The 18,721-nt window shown below is 65.5% G+C and carries 19 protein-coding genes; 12 read left to right on the top strand and 7 right to left on the bottom strand.

Features of this window, described 5'->3' with window-relative positions:
* Nucleotides 1-1,026, top strand: a complete 1,026-nt coding sequence (locus tag BH95_RS14385) for an alpha/beta fold hydrolase (protein WP_037182814.1) — start codon at nucleotides 1-3, stop codon at nucleotides 1,024-1,026.
* Between the two features lie 13 nt (nucleotides 1,027-1,039).
* Here BH95_RS14385 and purU read toward each other — a convergent pair whose 3' ends face one another.
* Both purU and BH95_RS14375 read right to left on the bottom strand, forming a co-directional pair.
* On the bottom strand, nucleotides 1,040-1,927 hold the full coding sequence (gene purU, locus BH95_RS14380) for a formyltetrahydrofolate deformylase (protein WP_020112545.1): 888 nt from the start codon (nucleotides 1,925-1,927) through the stop codon (nucleotides 1,040-1,042).
* 12 nt (nucleotides 1,928-1,939) lie between these two features.
* Nucleotides 1,940-2,770 carry a class I SAM-dependent methyltransferase gene (locus BH95_RS14375; protein WP_037182811.1) on the bottom strand — a complete coding sequence of 277 codons (831 nt, stop codon included), beginning with the start codon at nucleotides 2,768-2,770 and terminating at the stop codon, nucleotides 1,940-1,942.
* Nucleotides 2,771-2,815: 45 nt separating this feature from the next.
* On the opposite strand from BH95_RS14375, the gene deoC reads away from it, so the two are divergent.
* Entirely contained in the window at nucleotides 2,816-3,466 is a 651-nt protein-coding gene (gene deoC / locus BH95_RS14370) for a deoxyribose-phosphate aldolase (RefSeq protein WP_033188661.1), read from the top strand.
* Between the two features lie 13 nt (nucleotides 3,467-3,479).
* Here the strand turns inward: deoC and BH95_RS14365 are convergent, their stop codons facing one another.
* Nucleotides 3,480-4,214, bottom strand: a complete 735-nt coding sequence (locus BH95_RS14365; RefSeq protein WP_026348048.1) for an LmeA family phospholipid-binding protein — start codon at nucleotides 4,212-4,214, stop codon at nucleotides 3,480-3,482.
* 132 nt (nucleotides 4,215-4,346) lie between these two features.
* Between BH95_RS14365 and BH95_RS14360 the strand changes: the two genes are divergently transcribed.
* A complete protein-coding gene (locus tag BH95_RS14360; RefSeq protein WP_019666545.1) occupies nucleotides 4,347-4,934 on the top strand; it encodes a type IV toxin-antitoxin system AbiEi family antitoxin domain-containing protein in 588 nt (195 codons plus the stop codon).
* On the opposite strand, the gene BH95_RS14355 is transcribed toward BH95_RS14360, so the two are convergent.
* The 3 genes from BH95_RS14355 to BH95_RS14345 form a co-directional block, all read right to left on the bottom strand.
* On the bottom strand, nucleotides 4,931-5,632 hold the full coding sequence (locus BH95_RS14355; RefSeq protein ID WP_037163816.1) for a class I SAM-dependent methyltransferase: 702 nt from the start codon (nucleotides 5,630-5,632) through the stop codon (nucleotides 4,931-4,933). The two genes, BH95_RS14360 and BH95_RS14355, sit on opposite strands and share 4 nt — an antisense overlap.
* A 142-nt stretch (nucleotides 5,633-5,774) precedes the next feature.
* Nucleotides 5,775-6,278 carry a DUF2505 domain-containing protein gene (locus tag BH95_RS14350; RefSeq protein ID WP_020112541.1) on the bottom strand — a complete coding sequence of 168 codons (504 nt, stop codon included), beginning with the start codon at nucleotides 6,276-6,278 and terminating at the stop codon, nucleotides 5,775-5,777.
* A 15-nt stretch (nucleotides 6,279-6,293) separates the two neighbouring features.
* Nucleotides 6,294-6,800, bottom strand: coding sequence for a DUF2505 domain-containing protein (locus tag BH95_RS14345; protein WP_019666542.1), 507 nt, complete (start codon nucleotides 6,798-6,800; stop codon nucleotides 6,294-6,296).
* A gap of 56 nt (nucleotides 6,801-6,856) precedes the next feature.
* Here BH95_RS14345 and BH95_RS14340 point away from each other — a divergent pair, with 56 nt between their 5' ends.
* The 3 genes from BH95_RS14340 (at nucleotide 6,857) to BH95_RS14330 (ending at nucleotide 10,794) form a co-directional block, all read left to right on the top strand.
* Complete coding sequence (locus BH95_RS14340; RefSeq protein WP_019666541.1) at nucleotides 6,857-7,873, top strand: UDP-N-acetylmuramate dehydrogenase; 1,017 nt, start codon at nucleotides 6,857-6,859, stop codon at nucleotides 7,871-7,873.
* Nucleotides 7,874-7,943: 70 nt separating this feature from the next.
* The gene (locus tag BH95_RS14335; RefSeq protein ID WP_019666540.1) at nucleotides 7,944-9,494 is read left to right on the top strand and encodes an MBL fold metallo-hydrolase; all 1,551 of its coding nucleotides are present in this window, start codon (nucleotides 7,944-7,946) and stop codon (nucleotides 9,492-9,494) included.
* 103 nt (nucleotides 9,495-9,597) lie between these two features.
* Nucleotides 9,598-10,794, top strand: coding sequence for a L,D-transpeptidase (locus tag BH95_RS14330; RefSeq protein WP_026348046.1), 1,197 nt, complete (start codon nucleotides 9,598-9,600; stop codon nucleotides 10,792-10,794).
* 94 nt (nucleotides 10,795-10,888) lie between these two features.
* On the opposite strand, the gene BH95_RS14325 is transcribed toward BH95_RS14330, so the two are convergent.
* On the bottom strand, nucleotides 10,889-11,644 hold the full coding sequence (locus BH95_RS14325; protein ID WP_020112540.1) for an SDR family NAD(P)-dependent oxidoreductase: 756 nt from the start codon (nucleotides 11,642-11,644) through the stop codon (nucleotides 10,889-10,891).
* 372 nt (nucleotides 11,645-12,016) lie between these two features.
* On the opposite strand from BH95_RS14325, the gene BH95_RS14320 reads away from it, so the two are divergent.
* The 6 genes from BH95_RS14320 to BH95_RS14295 all read left to right on the top strand — a co-directional run bounded on the left by BH95_RS14320 (nucleotide 12,017) and on the right by BH95_RS14295 (nucleotide 18,720).
* A complete protein-coding gene (locus BH95_RS14320) occupies nucleotides 12,017-13,258 on the top strand; it encodes an ROK family transcriptional regulator (RefSeq protein WP_244164970.1) in 1,242 nt (413 codons plus the stop codon).
* A 49-nt stretch (nucleotides 13,259-13,307) separates the two neighbouring features.
* Nucleotides 13,308-14,153: an alpha/beta fold hydrolase gene (locus tag BH95_RS14315; RefSeq protein ID WP_037163812.1), complete on the top strand. Its 846-nt coding sequence runs from the start codon at nucleotides 13,308-13,310 to the stop codon at nucleotides 14,151-14,153.
* Nucleotides 14,154-14,184: 31 nt separating this feature from the next.
* Nucleotides 14,185-15,513: a D-inositol-3-phosphate glycosyltransferase gene (gene mshA / locus BH95_RS14310; protein WP_026348044.1), complete on the top strand. Its 1,329-nt coding sequence runs from the start codon at nucleotides 14,185-14,187 to the stop codon at nucleotides 15,511-15,513.
* Nucleotides 15,510-16,007, top strand: a complete 498-nt coding sequence (locus tag BH95_RS14305) for a YbjN domain-containing protein (protein ID WP_019666534.1) — start codon at nucleotides 15,510-15,512, stop codon at nucleotides 16,005-16,007. Before mshA ends, BH95_RS14305 begins: the two co-directional genes overlap by 4 nt.
* Nucleotides 16,008-16,041: 34 nt before the next feature.
* A complete protein-coding gene (locus tag BH95_RS14300; RefSeq protein ID WP_037182805.1) occupies nucleotides 16,042-17,484 on the top strand; it encodes a nucleobase:cation symporter-2 family protein in 1,443 nt (480 codons plus the stop codon).
* A gap of 111 nt (nucleotides 17,485-17,595) precedes the next feature.
* Complete coding sequence (locus BH95_RS14295) at nucleotides 17,596-18,720, top strand: BMP family lipoprotein (protein ID WP_019666532.1); 1,125 nt, start codon at nucleotides 17,596-17,598, stop codon at nucleotides 18,718-18,720.
* Nucleotide 18,721 lies beyond the last annotated feature (1 nt).

The raw sequence follows: 18,721 nt of genomic DNA, 5'->3' as shown, positions 1-18,721 counted from the left end.
GTGGTTACACGCAAGGCAGTCGAGGCAACGATTCTCGGAGTCGGAGGTCTCGCGGCGATTACGGGCATCGGTGCCCTCGTCCGCAGAAATCGCCACGCGAACAGTTTCGTCCGCGCGGCGGACAGTCGACCCGACGAGCTGCTGCACCAGCCGACACACGTTCCTCGGACCGTCCCCGTCGTCACCGACGACGGCGCGCAACTGCACGTGCGGATCTACGGAGACCCCGACGCACAGCCGATCGTGTTCAGCCACGGTTGGACGTGCTCGGTGGACTACTGGACACCGCAGATCAACGCCTTCGCGGACAACTACAAGGTCATCGTCTACGACCAGCGTGGCCACGGCCGCAGCGACGTCGGCACCAGGCCGCTCGGCCCCGACGTACTCGCCGACGACCTCGCGGACGTTCTCGCGGCCACTGTCGATGAATCGGACAAGGCAGTGCTCGTCGGCCACAGCATGGGCGGAATGTCGATCATGGCCTGGGCGGGGCGGTACCCCGAACAGGTCGACCGCCTGGTGAGCGCAGTCCTGCTCGCCTCGACCGCCACGGACAGCCTGGTACGTGAGACCACGGTCATCCCGCTCCCTCAGCGATTCCCGCGCGTACCCGTGCCCGTCGGGCGGGTGGTCCTCAAATCAGCGGTCCCGCTACGACCGTCGTCCGTCACCCGCCACGCCATCAAGTACGTGTCGATGGCGCCGGGATCGACGCCTGCCGAGGTCGCGTTCTGCGAGAAGATCGTGCTCGAGTGTGCGCCCCGAACCCGAGGAATCTGGGGCGCTGCACTCACCGACCTCGACATTCACGAGGCGCTGAAGAACCTCAACGTGCCGACGACCGTGCTCGTGGGAACCGCGGACCGGCTCACGCCTCCCGTGCACGCCCGCAAACTGGCCGAAGCGCTCGACGCCCACGACCACCTCAGCGCCCTCGTCGAGATTCCCGGCATCGGCCACATGAGTTCGGTCGAGGCCATCGACGAGTTCAACGCCGAAGTCGCGCGCCTGCGCAACTTGTGAAGCCCGCGGGCAACTAGCTGAAGACGACTGTCTTACGGCCGTGGACCAGGACACGGTCCTCCAGATGCCATCGGAGGCCACGGGAGAGAACGAGCTTCTCGATGTCCCGGCCCTGGCGCACCATGTCGGTGACCTCGTCGGAGTGGTCGACGCGAATGACGTCCTGTTCGATGATCGGGCCGGCGTCGAGCTCGGCCGTCACGTAATGGCAGGTCGCTCCGATCAGCTTCACGCCACGGGCGAATGCCTGGTGGTAAGGGCGTGCGCCAACGAACGACGGCAGGAAGCTGTGGTGGATGTTCAGCGCGCGGCCGGCCCAGTGCTCGCACAGATCCTCCGGCAGCACCTGCATGAACCGGGCCAGAACGACGGCGTGGGGATCATAGGAGTCGACCAGCTCGCGAACCCGATCGAACGCCGGGCCTCGTTCGGCCGGATCCTTCGCGAACTCGACATGATGGAACGTGATGCCGTGCGCTGTCGCCACCGGTTCCAGCGACTTGTGATTACCGATCACGGCCGAGATCTCGGCAGGTAGCTCGCCGCCCGCCGCGCGCCCCAACAGATCGTGCAGGCAGTGCGCTTCCTTGCTGACGAGAAGTACGACGCGTTTGCGCTCGCCGGAATCCTGAAGCGTCCACTCCGTCTCGGGGCCGATGTCGTCGGCGACTTCCTGGAATCGTGCGCGTAGATCCTCGATGCTCATGTTCACCGACGACGCCCGGACGGCCTGGCGGGTGAAGAACCAGCCCGTGTCCGGGTCGGCGTGATACGCGGCTTCGACGATCCAGCCGCCGACGTCCGCGAGGAACGAGGAAATCCTGGCAACGATGCCGGTGGTGTCGGGGCACCCGAGGGACAGAACGTAGCGACGGTCGTCGGCTACAGCAGCGGAACTCATGCGTCGATTCTCTCAGGCGGTCCTGACGCCGGTTGCGACCAGTGTGGTGGCGTCGACGAAATCGATACCGCGCTCGGTCAGCAGCTCGCCGAACTCTCGTCGGATCGCGAGTGTGGTGGACTCGTCGAAGTTGCTCAAGGCGCCACGAAAGCCGCTGCCCAACACGAAGTTCCACACGAACTCCTCGGTGGCGGGAACGTGATTGGACAGTTCCTGAACCTGTACGTCGCTGCATCCCTCCGACTGCAGCCACTCGGCCAAGGAGTCCGCTGTCTCCACCCGTCGGATGGGGTTGGTGTCGTAGTTGCTCCTCGACCGAGGACCGTTGTGCGCGACGTCCGGCGCGTAGCGGGCGACGACGTCGAAGAACGCGTTACCGAACGCTTCCACCGCGCCCTTGCGCCACACGGTGACGCCGACACGACCGCCAGGTCGAACCAAGCGAACCAGGCGCGCGAACGAGATGTCCATGTCCGGAAGAAAGAAGATGCCGTAGGAGCAGGACAACGCGTCGTAGCCGTCCGGAACGGAACTCGGTGTCTCCCACTCGGTGGCGTCGGCGCACACGAAGTCGATGTTGCGCAGCGCGGCCGCCGTGGCCTTCACCCGCCCGACCTCGAGGAGGTCGTCGGCGAGATCGATGGCGTGGACGATGCCGTCCGGACCCACTGCCCGCGCTGCGGGGAGCGCCGACGCGCCCGTACCCGCGCAGACGTCGAGCACCGCGTCCCCGGCCCTCAATGCGATCGCGAACGCCAACGACTGGCCTGCCGGACCCCAGACGAGCGGGGTGACGGAGTCGAAATCGGAACTCGTGGAATTGAAAGTGCCTGCGACGCTCATGACCGATGAGTTTATGTCGCTCGGGGGCTGTGGTTGGGTGGTCTCATGTCTCTCTCACGCGGAGCCCTCGCCCGAATGGTCGACCACACCCTGCTCAAGCCCGAAGCCACGTCCGACGACGTGACTGCACTCATCGCCGAGGGCCTCGAACTCGGTGTCCTCGCAGTCTGCGTGTCACCCTCGATGCTGCCGATCAGGGCCGACGGACTCGTCGTCGCCGCAGTCGCGGGATTCCCGTCGGGCAAACATCATTCGCTCGTCAAGGGAGCGGAAGCGCGGCTCGCCGTCGATCAAGGTGCGCAGGAAATCGATATGGTCATCGACGTCGGAGCCGCAGTCGCCGGCGACTACAACGCTGTGCTGTCGGACATCCTGACCGTCCGCGAAGCCATCGGACCGACGGCTGTGCTCAAGGTGATCATCGAATCGGCAGCCCTGTCCGACGACGCGATCGTCGAAACCTGCCGCGTCGCGGAGAAAGCCGGTGCCAACTTCGTCAAGACCTCCACCGGCTTCCATCCGGCAGGCGGCGCCAGCGTCGAAGCAGTGCGGTTGATGGCGGAGACCGTCGGCGGACGACTCGGCGTCAAGGCCAGCGGCGGCATCCGTACGACGGACGCCGCCCTGGCGATGATCGACGCGGGCGCAACCAGATTGGGTCTCTCGGGTACGCGCGCCGTCTTGGACGGGGTGTAGGGGCCAGTTTCCGCTACGCGAGCATTCCGCAGCCTTCGGGAGCCTCGACCGTCTGACCCGGTTGGGCGGCGGGAATCGAGTACTGCCCGCCCTGCAGGTTCAGTGCGATGCCGCTGTCGGTGACGGTCAACGACGTCGGCGTCATGTCCAGCGGGTACTGCTGGAGGCTGTCGGAGAGGACGCCGACGATGCTGTCGACGAGGTCGGTCGGGATGCCGAGGCCGAGGATCGATGCGTCGACGGTCTGGACGTCGACGCGGTCGCCGGTGACGGTCGGCTTCACGGTCAACTGCGCGAGGCCGCCCACCGCGAAGGACAGCGTGCCCGCCGCGGCGTCCGACGTCACACCGGAGACGAGGGCACCGATGCCCTGGGACTGCAGGGTGCGGGCGATCCCGTCGGTCGACCACGAGATGTCGGCGCTGGAGCTGCCGATGGTCCCGTTGCTGTCCGCGGTCTGCGCGAGGTCGACGTCCTCCACCTCCGCGTGGACGGTCATGCCCTCGGCGGGGCCGAAGCGGGCATCGTTCGAATCGAGCGTGACCGAAGAAACCTGCTTGTCGACGAGCGAGATCAGAATGGGCTTCCATCCGAGACCGACGTCGACCTGGCTGCCGATCTCGGACTCCAGTTGGCCGGCGAGGCACGACTTGATCTGCTGCCGGAAATACAGTTCCCCGCCGAGCAACGCCGCGACGAGAACGAGTACGACGAGCACCGCGATCATGGGAGCTTTGCTTCGTGTCATTCGCCGCAGTCTTCCCGATGATTCTGAAAGTCCTCTGTGAAACAGAGATACAAGCGTGGGAAAGATGGATCGACACGGGAGTAGTGCCAATTCTTTGTGATGTGCAACACAGATTGTCGTACGCTGGGGCGCATGAGCACGTTACGGCCGAGCACCGTCGAACTGCGTCGTCTGGCAGCACGCCAAGACGGATACTTCACCACCGAGCAGGCCGAGGCCCTGGGCTTCGAGGCCCCTGCAGTGGTCGCCAACATCGCCGTCGGCGACTGGACCAAAGTGGAACGAAACCTGTGCCGGCTGACCGACTGGCCGCACAGCGACCTCGAACAGTTCGCCATGTGGTGCGCGTGGTTCGGTGGTGATGCTGTGATCTCTCACCAAAGTGCCGCCGAGCTACACGGATTCGGACACCTGCACCCGCAGTTCGTGCACGTCTCCGCGTACACCAACCTGCGTCTGACCGACACGCGCCTCGCCGTGCACCGACTGCAGCTGTCTCCGAAGGACTTCGAGTCCACCGGCACGTTCCGGATGACCACCCCGGTCCGAACTGTCCTGGACCTCGCCGCCGGAGGAATCTCCCAGATCACCCTCGACGAAGTGGTGGGCGACGCCGTCGCCATCGGCCGCGTCGACCCGGGAACCCTGTACGACGAAGCCGTCGGCGGGCCGGAACGAGTGGCCGAACGCGTCGAGCTCGCCCTCTCGTCCTGCACCTAGGTCTCGGCGGGCGCCACAGCATCCCAGGGAACGGTGAGGATGTTGTCGCGTAGCCTGCGCCGCGGCGCCGTGGTGGGAAGACCCTCGGCGACCAACTGATTCAAGGCCGCCCGCCATCGCACTCGCGGGCCGAACGGTGCCAGCGGCGCCGCCGTCGACCACGCCCTGTCCGCGGCGCGCAGCACCGCATGAATGCGTTCACCTGGCACATTGCGGTGAATCAACACCTTCGGCAGACGCTCCGCGATGTCCGACGGCGTCGCGACGGTGAACGGATCCCACGCCAAGGTCAACGAGATCGGACCCTGCTGCCCGACGAGCACCCACGCGCACCGACGGCCGAGTTCGTCGCACGTCCCGTCGACCAGGAGCCCGCCGGGTTCGAGCCCGGACAGGATGCGGGCCCAGGCGTCGGGAACAGCGTCCTCGGGGTACTGCCGCAGCACGTTGAACGCGCGAACCAGGTTCGGTCGGAGGCCGGCGAGCTCGAAGCCGCCGCGCGCGAACGTGACGTTCTCCTGCGACTCGACAACTCGTGCGGGATCGATCTCGAGGCCGGTGACCCGCAGGTCCGGCCGAACGGTTCGGAGCCGACGAGCCAGCTCGAGCGTCGTGTCCGGCCGTGCGCCGTACCCGAGATCGACGACCAGGGGATCGGGTGCATCGGTCAGCACCCGGCGCACGAGTGGATCGTGCATCAGCCACCGATCACTGCGGCGGAGGCGGTTGATGCCGGTGGTGCCGCGGGTAACAGTGCCTTCAGGAGTGGAGCCTGCGGAACGACCCGGTTGGCCAGGAGTGGAGCCTGCGGAACGACCCGGTTGGCCAGGAGTGGAGCCTCTAGTTGTTCTGGGCAAGCCAGTCGGCGGTGACTTCGCCTTCGCCGCGCCAGAGGTCTCGGAGGTTGACGAGCATGAGCTGTTCCAGTTTTCCGCCGACGAAAGGTAGGAACACCTTGGCCTCGGAGGAGGTCCGCAGCGTCGAGCCCGTGTCGGTGGAGAACAGGGAGGTGACGCCTTTGAGGCTGCCGGGGCCGGCGGGGATGGAGGCGTCGTATTTGCCTTCGGTGGTGTCCGAGTAGGGGTCGAAGTGCACGTTGCGGGTGATGACCATGTCCTTCTTCATGACCGTCTGCGCGATGTCCGGCAGTTCGGTCCTGGGAATGATGTGGTGCATCACGACGTCGATGCCTGCGTCGGAGACCTCGAAGCTCTTCAGCTCGTTGTGGGAGTACTTCTTCATCTCCTCGATGCGAGCGTCCCAGTGATCGCGGCTCGACAATGCCGCGTACACCTGCTCTGTGGAGTAGGTGAACCGGGCTGAGTAGTTCATTCGGCGCGCCATAACCGGAGAGGGTACCTATCCGAGGTTGTCCGCGATCCAGTTGCCCGTGAAGTCGTGCTCGTTGTCGATGAGCCCCAGTACCTGCTCGCTGATCATCGCTTCGATCTTGCTCCCGAAGAGAGGGATCTTGACCTCGGTGGTTCCGGACAGCGACATCGTCGACGACGTGTCGTCGCCTTCGAGGAGCGTGGTGCCGGAAATGGTTGCCGGAGCGCCGTCGACGGTGGCTCCGAACTTGCCCTCGGCGCGACCGCCGCCGAGAGGACCCCACGACTCGGTGCGCTCGATGATCAGCGGGCCCTTCTTGAAGGCGGTGACCGCGGCGGGGAGTTCCTCCTCGGGAACCGACTGCGTGATGACGACGCTGATGGTTCCGTTGATCGCGGTGACGCTCACCAACTGTGCGCCCGGACCGCCGATCTGCTCGATGCGGTCCTTCCAGTACTTCTCGGACACGAGCGCGGCGTGCACCTTGTCGACGGGTGCGGGAACGGGCGCGCTGTGCGCGATGGGGCGAGGCATAGGCGGAGGGTACCGGTGGCTCCCGACATCCGCGTCGACCGGTACCCTGGACTCCCGTGCCTACCGCAATTTCCGAGCTCACCACCATGCGACTCGGTGGCCCGGCTCGCGAGTTCGCCGTCGCAACGACGTCCGACGAACTCGTCTCCCTCGTGCGCGACGCCGATGCGTCGGGAACCCCGGTGCTGTTGGTCGGTGGCGGATCCAACCTCGTCGTCGGGGACCAGGGTTTCGACGGTCTGGTGATCAAGGTCGAGACGTCGGGAGTGCGCGTCGACGGTGATTCCATGTGGGTCGCTGCCGGTGAGCGGTGGGACTCCGTCGTCGCCGCGTCGTTGGACGAGGGTCTTGCCGGGATCGAAACCCTGTCCGGCATTCCTGGATTGGCCGGTGCGACGCCGGTGCAGAACGTCGGTGCGTACGGCACGGTCACGTCCGACGTGCTGGAATCGCTGACGGTGTACGACCGCGAGACAGGCGAGACCGCCGTCTGGTCGCCGGACCGATGCGGTTTCGGATTGCACCGTCAGTCGGTGTTCAAGCATTCGATGCGATACGTCATTCTCGACACGACGATGGGGTTGCGACGGTCCGTGTCCTCCGATCCTGTCCGCTACGCCGGTCTCGCGGACCGGCTCGGCGTCGACATCGGTGACACGGTCCCTGCTCTCGATGTGAGAGAAGCAGTCCTCGATCTGCGTGGCCAGAAGGGCATGGTGCTCGACGCGGCAGATCACGACACGTGGAGTGTCGGCTCGTTCTTCCTGAATCCGGTGCTGACGGAGATCCCCGCGTCCGCATCGAGGGCGCCTCAGTATCCGGACCCGTCGGGCATCAAGATCCATGCCGCCTGGTTGATCCAGAACGCCGGCTTCGCGCACGGCTACGGCACGGAGTTCGGCAACGGAACAGTGTCGTTGTCCACCAAGCACGTGCTGGCCATCACCAATCGCGGCGGGGCGAGCACGTCGGACGTCATGGCGTTGGCGTCGCACATTCGTGACGGAGTGGAAGCCGAGTTCGGCATCACCTTGGTGCCGGAGTGCGATCTCGTCGGCTGCTCGCTGAGTTGAATCGGTAGCAGCATCGAGTCGGTGGCAGCGCCTACCATTGATTCTTCGTAGCAAGTTAAGGAGTAGTTCGTTGCAGGTCACAAGCGTCGGGCACGCGGGGTTCCACATTCGGACCGATGCAGGCACCATCCTGTGCGACCCGTGGGTCAACCCTGCCTACTTCACGTCCTGGTTCCCGTTCCCGGACAACACGCAGTTGGACTGGGACGAGCTGGGCAAGTGCGACTACCTGTACGTCTCGCACCTGCACAAGGACCACTTCGACCCCAAGAACCTCGCCGAGCACGTGGACAAGGACACCACCGTTCTGCTGCCGGACTACCCCGTGCCGGACCTCAAGCACGAGCTGGAGAAGCTCGGCTTCCACAAGTTCTTCGAGACGACGGACTCGGTCAAGCACCGCATTTCCGGTCCCAAGGGCGATCTCGACATCATGATCATCGCCCTGCGCGCACCCGCCGACGGCCCGATCGGTGACTCCGGCCTGGTCGTCTCCGACGGAGAGACCGTCGCGTTCAACATGAACGACGCCCGGCCCGTCGACCTCGACGTGTTGACGGAGGAATTCGGGCACGTCGACGTGCACATGCTGCAGTACTCGGGCGCGATCTGGTACCCGATGGTCTACGACATGGTCGAGCGCGCCAAGAAGTCGTTCGGTGAGCAGAAGCGTCAGCGTCAGATGGATCGTGCGCGCCAATACATCGAGCAGATCGGCGCGACGTGGGTGATTCCGTCGGCAGGCCCGCCGTGTTTCCTCGACGACGAGCTCCGCTTCCTCAACGACGTGTACGAGGACCCGTCGAACATCTTCCCCGACCAGATGGTGTTCCTGGACCAGATGCGCCGCAACGGTCACGACAAGGGCCTGCTGCAGATCCCCGGCACCACGTCGACGTTCTCGGGCAGCGAGCTCGTTTCGCACGAGCACCCGATTCCCACCGAAGAAGCCGAAGCCATCTTCACCACCGGCAAGGCCCAGTACATCGAGGATTTCGCGCAGCGACAGGCAGGCGTCATCGCCGCGGAGAAGGCAGCGTGGGCACCGGCCGAGGGCGAGCCACTGCTCGAGCCACTGCGAGAGCTGTTCGAGCCCATCATGATTCAAACCGACCAGATCTGCGACGGCATCGGGTACCCGGTGGCCCTGATGCTCGGCGCGGAAACCGTCGTGCTCGATTTCCCCAAGCGCATCGTGCGTGAGCCCCTGCTCAAGGAGCGGTTTCGGTACAGCTTCACGATCTCGCCGCAGCTCGTGCGGACGGCCGTGCGGGACAAGGAACCGGACTGGGTCAACTCGATCTTCCTGTCCACCAGGTTCCGGGCCCGACGCGTCGGTGGATACAACGAGTTCCTCTACACGTTCTTCAAGTGCCTCACCGACGAGCGCATCGCCTACGCCGACGGGTGGTTCGCCGAAGCACACGACGACACCGCCACCATCGTCAAGGACGGCTACGAGATCCAGCGTCGCTGCCCGCACCTGAAGGCGGACCTGTCGAAGTTCGGCATCGTCGAGGGCAACAAGCTGACCTGCAACCTGCACGGCTGGGACTGGAACCTCGATACCGGCCGCTGCCTGACGTCCAAGGGACACGAACTCAGGTCGACGAAGCTCTGAAGTGCGCGGATTGTCCGAATCTCCTCGAGGATTCGATGTGAATCTCCGCGCACCCGAGCTTTCGATAGTGGTTCGCCCATGAGCCGCGAGTACGTTGGAATACGTGCATGAGCAGGTAGAACAGACAAAACGGACGCGGTTGTTGTGGCTGGTCACAGCAATCGTGGCGTTGGCGGCGCTTGTCGCGGGCTGCACCATCGGTGGCACCGACGGCTCCTCCGGTGGGTCCGAGCCGACCACCGAAGCGGCTCCCGTCGCCCAAGTGACGCAGAACCCCGCCGACGGAGCCGAGGACGTCAGCCCCGTCGCGCCGATCTCCGTGGCCGTGAAGAACGGGACCCTGGCCGACGTCACCCTCACCAACCCCGACGGCAAGGTCGTCCAAGGCGCGCTGGCGCCGGACAAGGCGTCGTACTCCGTCACGGAGCCGCTGGGCTACGGCGTCTCGTACACCTGGGCGGGCAACGCCGTCGGAAGCGACGGCAAGTCCGTACCCGTCGAGGGCAGCTTCACGACGGTCACGCCGGACAGCCGCACGTCGGTGAGCACCAACATCGGCGACGGCCAGGAGGTGGGGATCGCGGCCCCGATCATCCTGCAGTTCGACTCCTCGATCGAGGACAAGGCCGCCGTCGAGAAGGCGTTGACGGTGACGACCAACCCGCCGACGCCCGGCGCGTGGGCCTGGTTCCCCGACGACAACGGCTCACGCGTCCACTGGCGCCCCACCAACTACTGGGCTCCGGGCACGACGGTGTCGGTGAAAGCGAACCTGTACGGGGTCGACTACGGCGGCGGTGCGTACGGCGCCGACGACGTGACACTCGACTTCACCATCGGTCGTAGCCAGATCGTCAAGGCGGAGGCGACGAGCCACCGCATGCAGGTCGTCCGCGACGGCCAGACCATCATGGACATCCCCGTCAGCTACGGCGAGGGCAACGAAGCGCGCAACGTCACGCGCAGCGGAGTGCACGTGGTGACCGAGAAGCACGAGGACTTCCTGATGTCGAACCCGCCGTTCTACGAGAACGTGCGCGAACGATGGGCCGTGCGGATCTCCAACAACGGCGAGTTCATCCACGCCAACCCGGAGACGACGGGTGTCCAGGGGGCGTCCAACGTGACGAACGGCTGTATCAACCTGTCGACGTCGGACGCGGAGCAGTATTTCGGGACCGCGATGTACGGCGATCCGGTCGAGGTGACGGGTACGTCCATCGATCTGTCGGCCGCCGACGGTGACCTCTACGACTGGGCGATCGACTGGCCGACGTGGGAGTCGATGTCTGCGCTCTGATGCAACTTATGTGAGTGGAAATGTAGGCCCTGGGACAGGAGCGGAGCCTGCGGAGCGACCAGAAGACGCTACATTTCCACTCACACAAAGGGTTCTATTTTCTACTGAAGCGGCCGGGGCCGGCCTGGTCACGCGGCTTGATGATGATCTGATCGAGGTTCACGTGCGACGGACGTGATGCCACGAACCCGATGATCTCGGCGATGTCCCTGGCGACGAGCGGCGTGATGCCCTGATAGACGGCGTCGGCCTTGTCCTCGTCTCCGTCGAAACGGACGAGCGAGAATTCGGTTTCCACGGCTCCCGGCGCGATCTCCGTGAGCCGAACCGGCTGCCCGAGCAGCTCGCCGCGCAGCGTGCGATGCAGGACGGCCTGTGCGTGCTTGGCGGAGGTGTATCCCGAGCCGTTGTCGTACGCCTCGAAGGCGGCCACCGACGTGATGGTGACCACAAGTCCGTCGCCCGACTCGATGAGTTTCGGAAGCAATGCCTTGGTGACACGCAGGGTGCCGAGGACGTTCGTCTCCCACATCCAGCGCCAGTCGTCGAGATCGGCATCGATGACCGGTGCCAGTCCCTTCGCGCCTCCCGCGTTGTTGATCAACACGTGAACACGGGGGATCACCGCGGTGAACGCGGCCACCGAATCTTCGTCGGTGACGTCGAGTTGCAGTGCAGTCCCACCGATTTCGGATGCCAGCTTCTCGAGTCGATCGACGCGACGCGCACCGACGACGACGTGGTAGCCCTGCTCGGCGAGTTGGCGTGCGGTTGCCTCACCGATGCCGGAACTTGCGCCGGTGACTACGGCGATGCGGGCGTCGGACGGGATTTGTTCTGACAATGTCATGGCAGAAATTCTAGACTCCGGTCGGGCGCGGCCGGTACGCAGCGGAAATCTTGCCCGTATTGGTGATCGGGCGGGGAAGTGCTACTTTTGCGTTCATGTCCGCCAGCCACACTCCTGCACTGCGCGTCACGTACGTGACCGCTGCTCTGGGTTCCCGGCTGCCGCTCCCTCGCGAACTGTGTTGTCGCAGCTTCTAGGCCTGTAGCTTTCTCGGGATCGCTTCTCGATTCTCGGCCGTATCGGCCGTTCTGCAGGCGTCGCTCGCTCGACTTTCTCCTTCTCCAGCACCTGTGTCACCCACGATTCAAGTGGGTCTTCTGCCGAGGACGAACCACAGTGTCACTTGCAACTTTGCCGGTATCTTCCACTTCCGTGAACCTTCGAGGGTCACGGCCCACCTCTCTGTCCCGTGTAGCGGGACGGGCCCGAGTTCAGGTCGTTGCACCCGACCTGCGCATCGCCGACAGTCCCGCCGCATCGGTGCTTCGCGTAGCCTCCGCCGACGGTCCGCTTTCCCGTGATATTGCCGCTCGCGCAACAGGATTGAGTATCGCTACGGTCAACCGTCAGGTCTCCGCCCTGCTCGGCGTCGGGTTGCTTCGCGAACGCGCCGATCTGACGGCCTCCGGTGCGATCGGCCGCCCACGCGTGCCGTTCGAGGTCAACCACGAGCCCTTCGCCACCATCGGAATCCACATCGGTGCCATCGTCACCGGCATCGTCGTCAGCGACCTGCGTGGTCGCATCCTCGGTGCCGTCGAGATCCCGACGCCGGGCGGCCCCGCCTCCGAAGCGTTGTCCGCGATCACCCGCAGCGCAGGCGCTTTCGCGGCGCGCTGGCACCGTCGAACTCCGCTCTGGGTGGGTGTCGCCCTCGGCGGTCGAGTCGACGGTGCGTCGGGCACGGTGGATCATCCCCGCCTCGGCTGGGAGAACGCCCAGGTCGGCGCCATCGTCGGTGGCGGTCTGGGGTTGCCCGTCTCCGTGTCCGGTCACGTCGAGGCGATGGCGGGCTCCGAACTGCTCCTGACGCCGGCGCGGGCGGACACGACGACGACCGGTACCAGCCTGTACTTCTATGCACGCGAGACCGCGGGAATCGCGTTGACGATCGACGGCCGGGTGCACACGCCCTCCACCGGACCCGGGTCGATCGCTCACCTGCCCACCGGATCGAACGTGCTGTGCCAGTGCGGAAACCGCGGATGCCTCGAAGCGACCGTGAGCGACCGCGCGGTGCTGGCCATCGCCGTCGAGCGTGGGGTTCTCCCGGCAGGATCGGGCGTCGCCGCGCTGTACCAGGCCGCACACGACGGCTCGGCGGCGGCGCAGCAGATCCTCGTCGAACGTGCGAAGGTGCTCGGTCGGACGGTCGGACTCCTGCGGGATCTGTTCAACCCCGATCGGGTGGTCCTCGGCGGACAGGCGTTCACCGAGTACGCCGCGGGTATTCCGTACGTCGCCGAGGCATTCGGCCAGACGTCGACGCTGCCGCGCAAGGACATTCGAATCTCCGGTTTCGGAAACAAGGTGCAGGAATTCGCTGCGGCCGTGGTGTCCCTCAGCTCGGTCTACTCCGATCCGCTCGCGTCGATGCGCCGGGCCGCCGCGTAACTCGCGCTCCGAGCAGTCGGGCAGTCGGGCACCCGGGCATGATGGGGGCATGACTGGATCGGTACGCCACGCCACGAGCCGAATCGACACCACGACGGCCGGCACGAACATCGTCTATCGAGTGAGCGGCGACGAGTCGCACCGCCCGCTCGTCCTGCTGCACGGGTGGGCGCAGTCGTCCGCGTGCTGGGGTGACCGGGTGTTGACGACGCTGGCGGAGTCGTACCGGGTGATCGCGGTCGACCTGCGGGGCCACGGTTACTCGGACGCGCCGAACACGGGGTACGGCGAATCGGCCAACTGGGCGGCAGACGTGCACGCGGTACTGACTGCCGAGGGAATCGAGCAGGACGCGGTTCTGCTCGGCTGGTCCTACGGCGGCCTGGTCATCTGCGACTACCTGGCCGCACACGGGACAGGGGCGGTCGCGGGCATCGTGCTCGTCGGCGCGATCACCAGCATCGGCAGGGGGGAAGCCGGTGGTCGAGTCGGCAGCGCGATGCGCGCGGCGATCCCGGACGCGATGTCGGAGGAGCCGCGGGTGGCCATCAAGGCGCTCGGCAGCTTCGGTCGTGCACTCACCGGACCGATCGAGGGCAAAGGCGCGCAGGCTCAGGCCCTGTTCGGGGCGACGCTGTCCACGCTGCCCCGCGTCCGAGCAGCGCTGTTCGATCGGGCTGTCTCGCACGACGACCTGCTCGCGGGCCTCGACGTACCCGCGCTGGTCCTCCACGGCACCGCGGACACCGTCGTCGACGTCTCCGCTGGTGAGCATGCTGCGTCGCTGATTCCGGCGGCAACCGCCTCGTTCTGGGAGGGTGTCGACCACGGCCCGTTCGTCGCCGATCCCGACCGGTTTCTGGCCGAGGTGACGGCCTTCGTCCAGGGTCTGTGAACCCACCCGGCGCGGGAGAGTGCAAACTGGTGTGGTGAGTGGTCGCCAGTTGAATCGGGTTGCAGTGTTGTCGTTGCATACCTCGCCGTTGGCGCAGCCGGGCATGGGGGATGCGGGCGGAATGAACGTCTACGTGCTCCAGAGCGCCAAGGAGCTGGCGAAACGGGGCGTCGAGGTGGAGATCTTCACCCGGGCGACGTCGTCGGCGGACAAGCCTCTCGAGGAAGCGGCGCCGGGCGTTCTGGTGCGCAACATCGTGGCAGGGCCGTTCGAGGGGCTCGACAAACAGGACCTCCCGACGCAGCTGTGCGCGTTCGCGGCAGGAGTCCTTCGTGAAGAGGCCCGGCACGACGCCGGCTACTACGATCTGGTCCATTCGCACTACTGGTTGTCCGGCCAGGTCGGATGGTTGGCCCGTGATCGTTGGGGTGTGCCGCTGGTCCACACGGCCCACACACTCGCCGCCGTCAAGAACGCGTCGTTGGCAGCGGGGGATTCCCCGGAACCGGCCGCGCGGCAGATCGGCGAGCAACAGGTGGTCGCCGAGGCGGACAGGCTCATCGCCAACACCGGCGAGGAAGCGAAGCAGCTGATCGAGATCTACCACGCATCGCCTCGATCGATCGACGTCGTCGCCCCCGGCGCCGACCTCGGCCGGTACCGGCCCGGTGACAAAGCCGCTGCGCGAGCCGAATTCGGTATCGATCCGTCGGAAACCGTGGTCGCCTTCGTCGGCCGGATCCAACCGCTCAAGGCCCCGGACGTGTTGTTGCGCGCCGCAGCGGAACTGGTGGCCGCTCGGCCGAGCCTTCCGCTGCGGGTGCTCGTGGTCGGAGGGCCGTCCGGCAGCGGCCTCGACCGCCCCGACAGCTTGATCGAACTCGCTGCAGAACTGGGTATTTCGACGCGAGTGACGTTCCTGCCGCCGCAGCCCTCCGAGAAACTCGTCCAGGTCTACCGTGCCGCCGACGTCGTGGCGGTGCCGAGCTACAACGAATCGTTCGGACTCGTCGCGATCGAAGCTCAGGCCAGCGGAACCCCGGTGATCGCAGCGGACGTCGGCGGGCTCGGGGTCGCCGTGCGGTCCGGGGAGACGGGCGTGCTCGTGCAGGGGCACCGGACCACGGAGTGGGCGCGAGCCCTCGGCGCAATGCTCGCGGATCGAGATGGCCTGGCGCACATGGCGTCCGCGGCCCCGATCCACGCTGCGAACTTCTCGTGGGAACACACCGCGGAAGGCCTGCTGGACAGTTATCGTGCAGCACAGTTCCACTTCGACCGTCACGAGGCCCCGAGCGAGTTCTCGCCGCGGCGCGTGCGCGGACTGTCGAAGCTACGAAGGGCGGGGGCAACGGCATGAGCGAGCTGATCGAGCTGATCGATTCGGTACTGAGCGAACGCGAGCTCGAGTACCAACGCAAGGGGGACAACGCGTTCGTCGTCGAACTGCCGGGCGAGCGGAAGCTGAAGACGACCACGATCCTCACCGTCGGGCACCACGGCGTACGGATAGAGGCGTTCGTCTGCCGTAAACCGGACGAGAACTTCGAGGGCGTCTACAAATACCTGTTGCGCCGAAATCGACGGCTCTACGGAGTGCACTACACCCTGGACAAGGTAGGAGACATCTACCTCGTCGGACGGTTGTCCACCCATGCGGTGACGGGGGAGGAAATCGACCGAATACTCGGCCAGGTGCTCGAAGCCGCCGACGGAGATTTCAACGTTCTGCTCGAACTCGGCTTCGCCGAATCGATCAAACGCGAGTGGGCCTGGCGTGTGTCCCGGGGCGAGTCGTTGGCGAACTTGAAGGCCTTCGAACACCTGGTTACACCGTCGAAACTCGACAACTGATCGGACGTAACCGAGGGTTCGTACGCTTCGGTGCATGACCAGGCCAGAGGACGCCACGCCGCCGGTGCTTCAGATGTTCGGGTACGGCATGCAACACATCCTCTCGATGTTCGGCGGCGTCATCGCAGTGCCGATCATCGTCGGCGGCGCGGCGGGGCTCTCCGGTACCGACCAGGCGCTGCTCATCTCCTGCGCTTTGTTCGTCAGCGGTGTCGCGACGGTGCTGCAGACGGTCGGCGTGCCGTTCTTCGGTTCGCAACTGCCACTGGTGCAGGGTATTTCGTTCGCCGCCGTCTCCACCATGCTGACCATCATCGTCGGGGCGGAGAACGGCGAGACCGGCCTGCGAACCGTGCTGGGCTCGGTGATCGTCGCCGCGCTGATCGGCCTCGCCGTCGCACCGTTCTTCTCGAAAGTGGTGAAGTTCTTTCCGCCCATCGTCACCGGATCGATCATCACGGTCATCGGACTGTCGCTGATGCCCGTCGCGGCCCGGTGGATCACCGGGCAGGAAATGGTCGGCGGCGCACCGAATCCGGAGTACCTCGACGTCGGCAACATCGGATTGGCGATGTTCACTCTGCTCGTGGTGCTGATCCTGACGAAGACCCCCAGGGTGTCGCGGCTGTCGATTCTGCTGGGACTTCTCGTGGGCACGATCGCCGCATTCGTCTTCGGAAAAACAGATTTCGACGGTGTCGGCGATGCGGACATCGTGGCACTGCCGACACCGTTCGCATTCGGCAGTCCCATCTTCGCCGTGGGCGCCATCATCTCGATGACCATCGTGATTCTGGTGATCATGGTCGAGACCACGGCCGACATCCTCGCCGTCGGTGAGGTCGTGGGCACCGACGTCGACACCCGGCGCGTCGGCGACGGTCTCCGCGCGGACATGCTGTCCTCGGCGATCGCTCCGGTCTTCAACTCGTTCCCCGCCACCGCGTTCGCGCAGAACGTGGGGCTCGTCGCGATGTCCGGAGTGAAGAGTCGATTCGTCGTTGCCGTGGGCGGTGGAGTGCTTGCGCTGCTGGGTCTTTCGCCGATTCTCGCGGCGGTCGTCGGTGTGATTCCGCTTCCCGTTCTCGGCGGGGCGGGCATCGCACTGTTCGGGACCGTCGCGGCCAGTGGCATCCGCACACTCGGCAAGGTGAACTACGACAACAACAACAATCTCGTCATCGTCGCGGTGACACTTGCCTTCGGGCTGATTCCCGTTGTGGCGAGCGACTTCTGGGACCAGTTCCCGGACTGGTTCGTCACTGTGTTCCACTCCGGCATCAGCGCCGCGAGCATCGTCGCGGTGGTACTTAATCTCTTCTTCAACGTCTTCCGACCCGGCACGCCCGAGGACCCCTCGATCGTCGCTGCGGGCCCCGCCGTCATGGTGCGCGACGACGAAGCCGACGTCCCGAGAGACCGTGACGGGAGCAGCGTCGACGGCCGGAAACCGAACCCCCGGGACCCGGAGGCGTAAGGCGCGAAATCATGCGGGTAACCCGAGCGAGTAGTAGCGTCCGCAATCAGACAAACTAGCCACACACCGATCGCGTGTTCACGAGACCCGCGAACACGCAGCAGCGCCACCGTGCTGCACCGAACACTGGAGGAAGTTTTGACCGTCGTTCCCCGCTCACACACCCGCAGACTGGTATTCGGGGGAGTCGCGTCGCTCGGGGCGGTCGCACTCGTCGCTGGATGTGGCTCCGCCCCCGAGGACAGTGGATCGGATTCCGGTGGCACAGCAGCAGGCGACTTCAAGCCCTGCATGGTGTCCGACGCAGGTGGCTTCGACGACAAGTCGTTCAACCAGCTCAGCTTCGAGGGGTTGACCAACGCCTCCGAAGAGCTCGGTGTCGAGCCCATCACCGTCGAATCGGCGTCGCCGACGGACTACAACCCCAACCTGAACAACCTGATCGACCAGGGATGTTCGCTGATCCTGACCGTCGGATTCGACCTCGCCGACGCCACCAAGGCCGCCGCCGAAGCGAACACCGACATCGACTTCGCCATCATCGACGATTCCAGCATCGACCTGCCGAACGTCAAACCGCTGACCTACGACGCGGCCCAGGGCGGATTCCTCGCCGGCTACGCCGCTGCGAGCTTCTCCAAGACCGGTGTCGTCGGTACTTTCGGTGGCTCACAACTGCCCACCGTCACCATCTTCATGGACGGATTCGCCGACGGCGTCAACTACTTCAACGAGCAGAAGAACGGCAACGTTCGCGTCATCGGCTGGGACGTCCCGGCCCAGAACGGCTCGTTCACCGGCGGTTTCGAAGCCAACGCCGTCGCCAAGAACACCGCTCAAGGCCTCATCGACCAGAACGCGGACGTCATCTTCCCCGTCGGTGGACCGATCTACCAGAGCGCGGCACAGGCAATCCGTGATTCCTCGCGTCCCATCGCTCTGATCGGTGCCGACGCGGACGTCTACGTATCCGACCCGTCCGTCGGCGACCTGCTCCTCACGTCGGTCACCAAGGGCCTGCAGACCAGCGTCGACGAAATCGTCGCCTCCTCGGGTGACGGATCGTTCGACAACGCACCCTACGTCGGCACCCTCGAGAACGACGGTGTCGGCATCGCACCGTTCCACGACTTCGAGTCACAGGTCGACCCGGCACTGCAGGGCGAACTCGACACGATCAAGGCAGGCATCATCGACGGTTCGATCACCGTCGAGTCCCCGTCCTCGCCCAAGTGAC

It is taken from the genome of Rhodococcoides fascians A44A (genome assembly GCF_000760735.1).
Taxonomy (GTDB): domain Bacteria; phylum Actinomycetota; class Actinomycetes; order Mycobacteriales; family Mycobacteriaceae; genus Rhodococcoides; species Rhodococcoides fascians_E.
Note: the sequence above shows the minus strand (reverse complement) of the source record. Positions and strands in the feature narration are given on the sequence as shown.

Bases quoted from the DNA above. Each gene is read 5' to 3' on its own strand.
- purU (WP_020112545.1), bottom strand. From the start codon at position 1,927: ATGAGTTCCGCTGCTGTAGCCGACGACCGTCGCTACGTTCTGTCCCTC.
- BH95_RS14375 (WP_037182811.1), bottom strand. From the start codon at position 2,770: ATGAGCGTCGCAGGCACTTTCAATTCCACGAGTTCCGATTTCGACTCC.
- deoC (WP_033188661.1), top strand. From the start codon at position 2,816: ATGTCTCTCTCACGCGGAGCCCTCGCCCGAATGGTCGACCACACCCTG.
- BH95_RS14365 (WP_026348048.1), bottom strand. From the start codon at position 4,214: ATGACACGAAGCAAAGCTCCCATGATCGCGGTGCTCGTCGTACTCGTT.
- BH95_RS14360 (WP_019666545.1), top strand. From the start codon at position 4,347: ATGAGCACGTTACGGCCGAGCACCGTCGAACTGCGTCGTCTGGCAGCA.
- BH95_RS14355 (WP_037163816.1), bottom strand. From the start codon at position 5,632: ATGCACGATCCACTCGTGCGCCGGGTGCTGACCGATGCACCCGATCCC.
- BH95_RS14350 (WP_020112541.1), bottom strand. From the start codon at position 6,278: ATGGCGCGCCGAATGAACTACTCAGCCCGGTTCACCTACTCCACAGAG.
- BH95_RS14345 (WP_019666542.1), bottom strand. From the start codon at position 6,800: ATGCCTCGCCCCATCGCGCACAGCGCGCCCGTTCCCGCACCCGTCGAC.
- BH95_RS14325 (WP_020112540.1), bottom strand. From the start codon at position 11,644: ATGACATTGTCAGAACAAATCCCGTCCGACGCCCGCATCGCCGTAGTC.
- BH95_RS14315 (WP_037163812.1), top strand. From the start codon at position 13,308: ATGACTGGATCGGTACGCCACGCCACGAGCCGAATCGACACCACGACG.
- BH95_RS14305 (WP_019666534.1), top strand. From the start codon at position 15,510: ATGAGCGAGCTGATCGAGCTGATCGATTCGGTACTGAGCGAACGCGAG.
- BH95_RS14300 (WP_037182805.1), top strand. From the start codon at position 16,042: ATGACCAGGCCAGAGGACGCCACGCCGCCGGTGCTTCAGATGTTCGGG.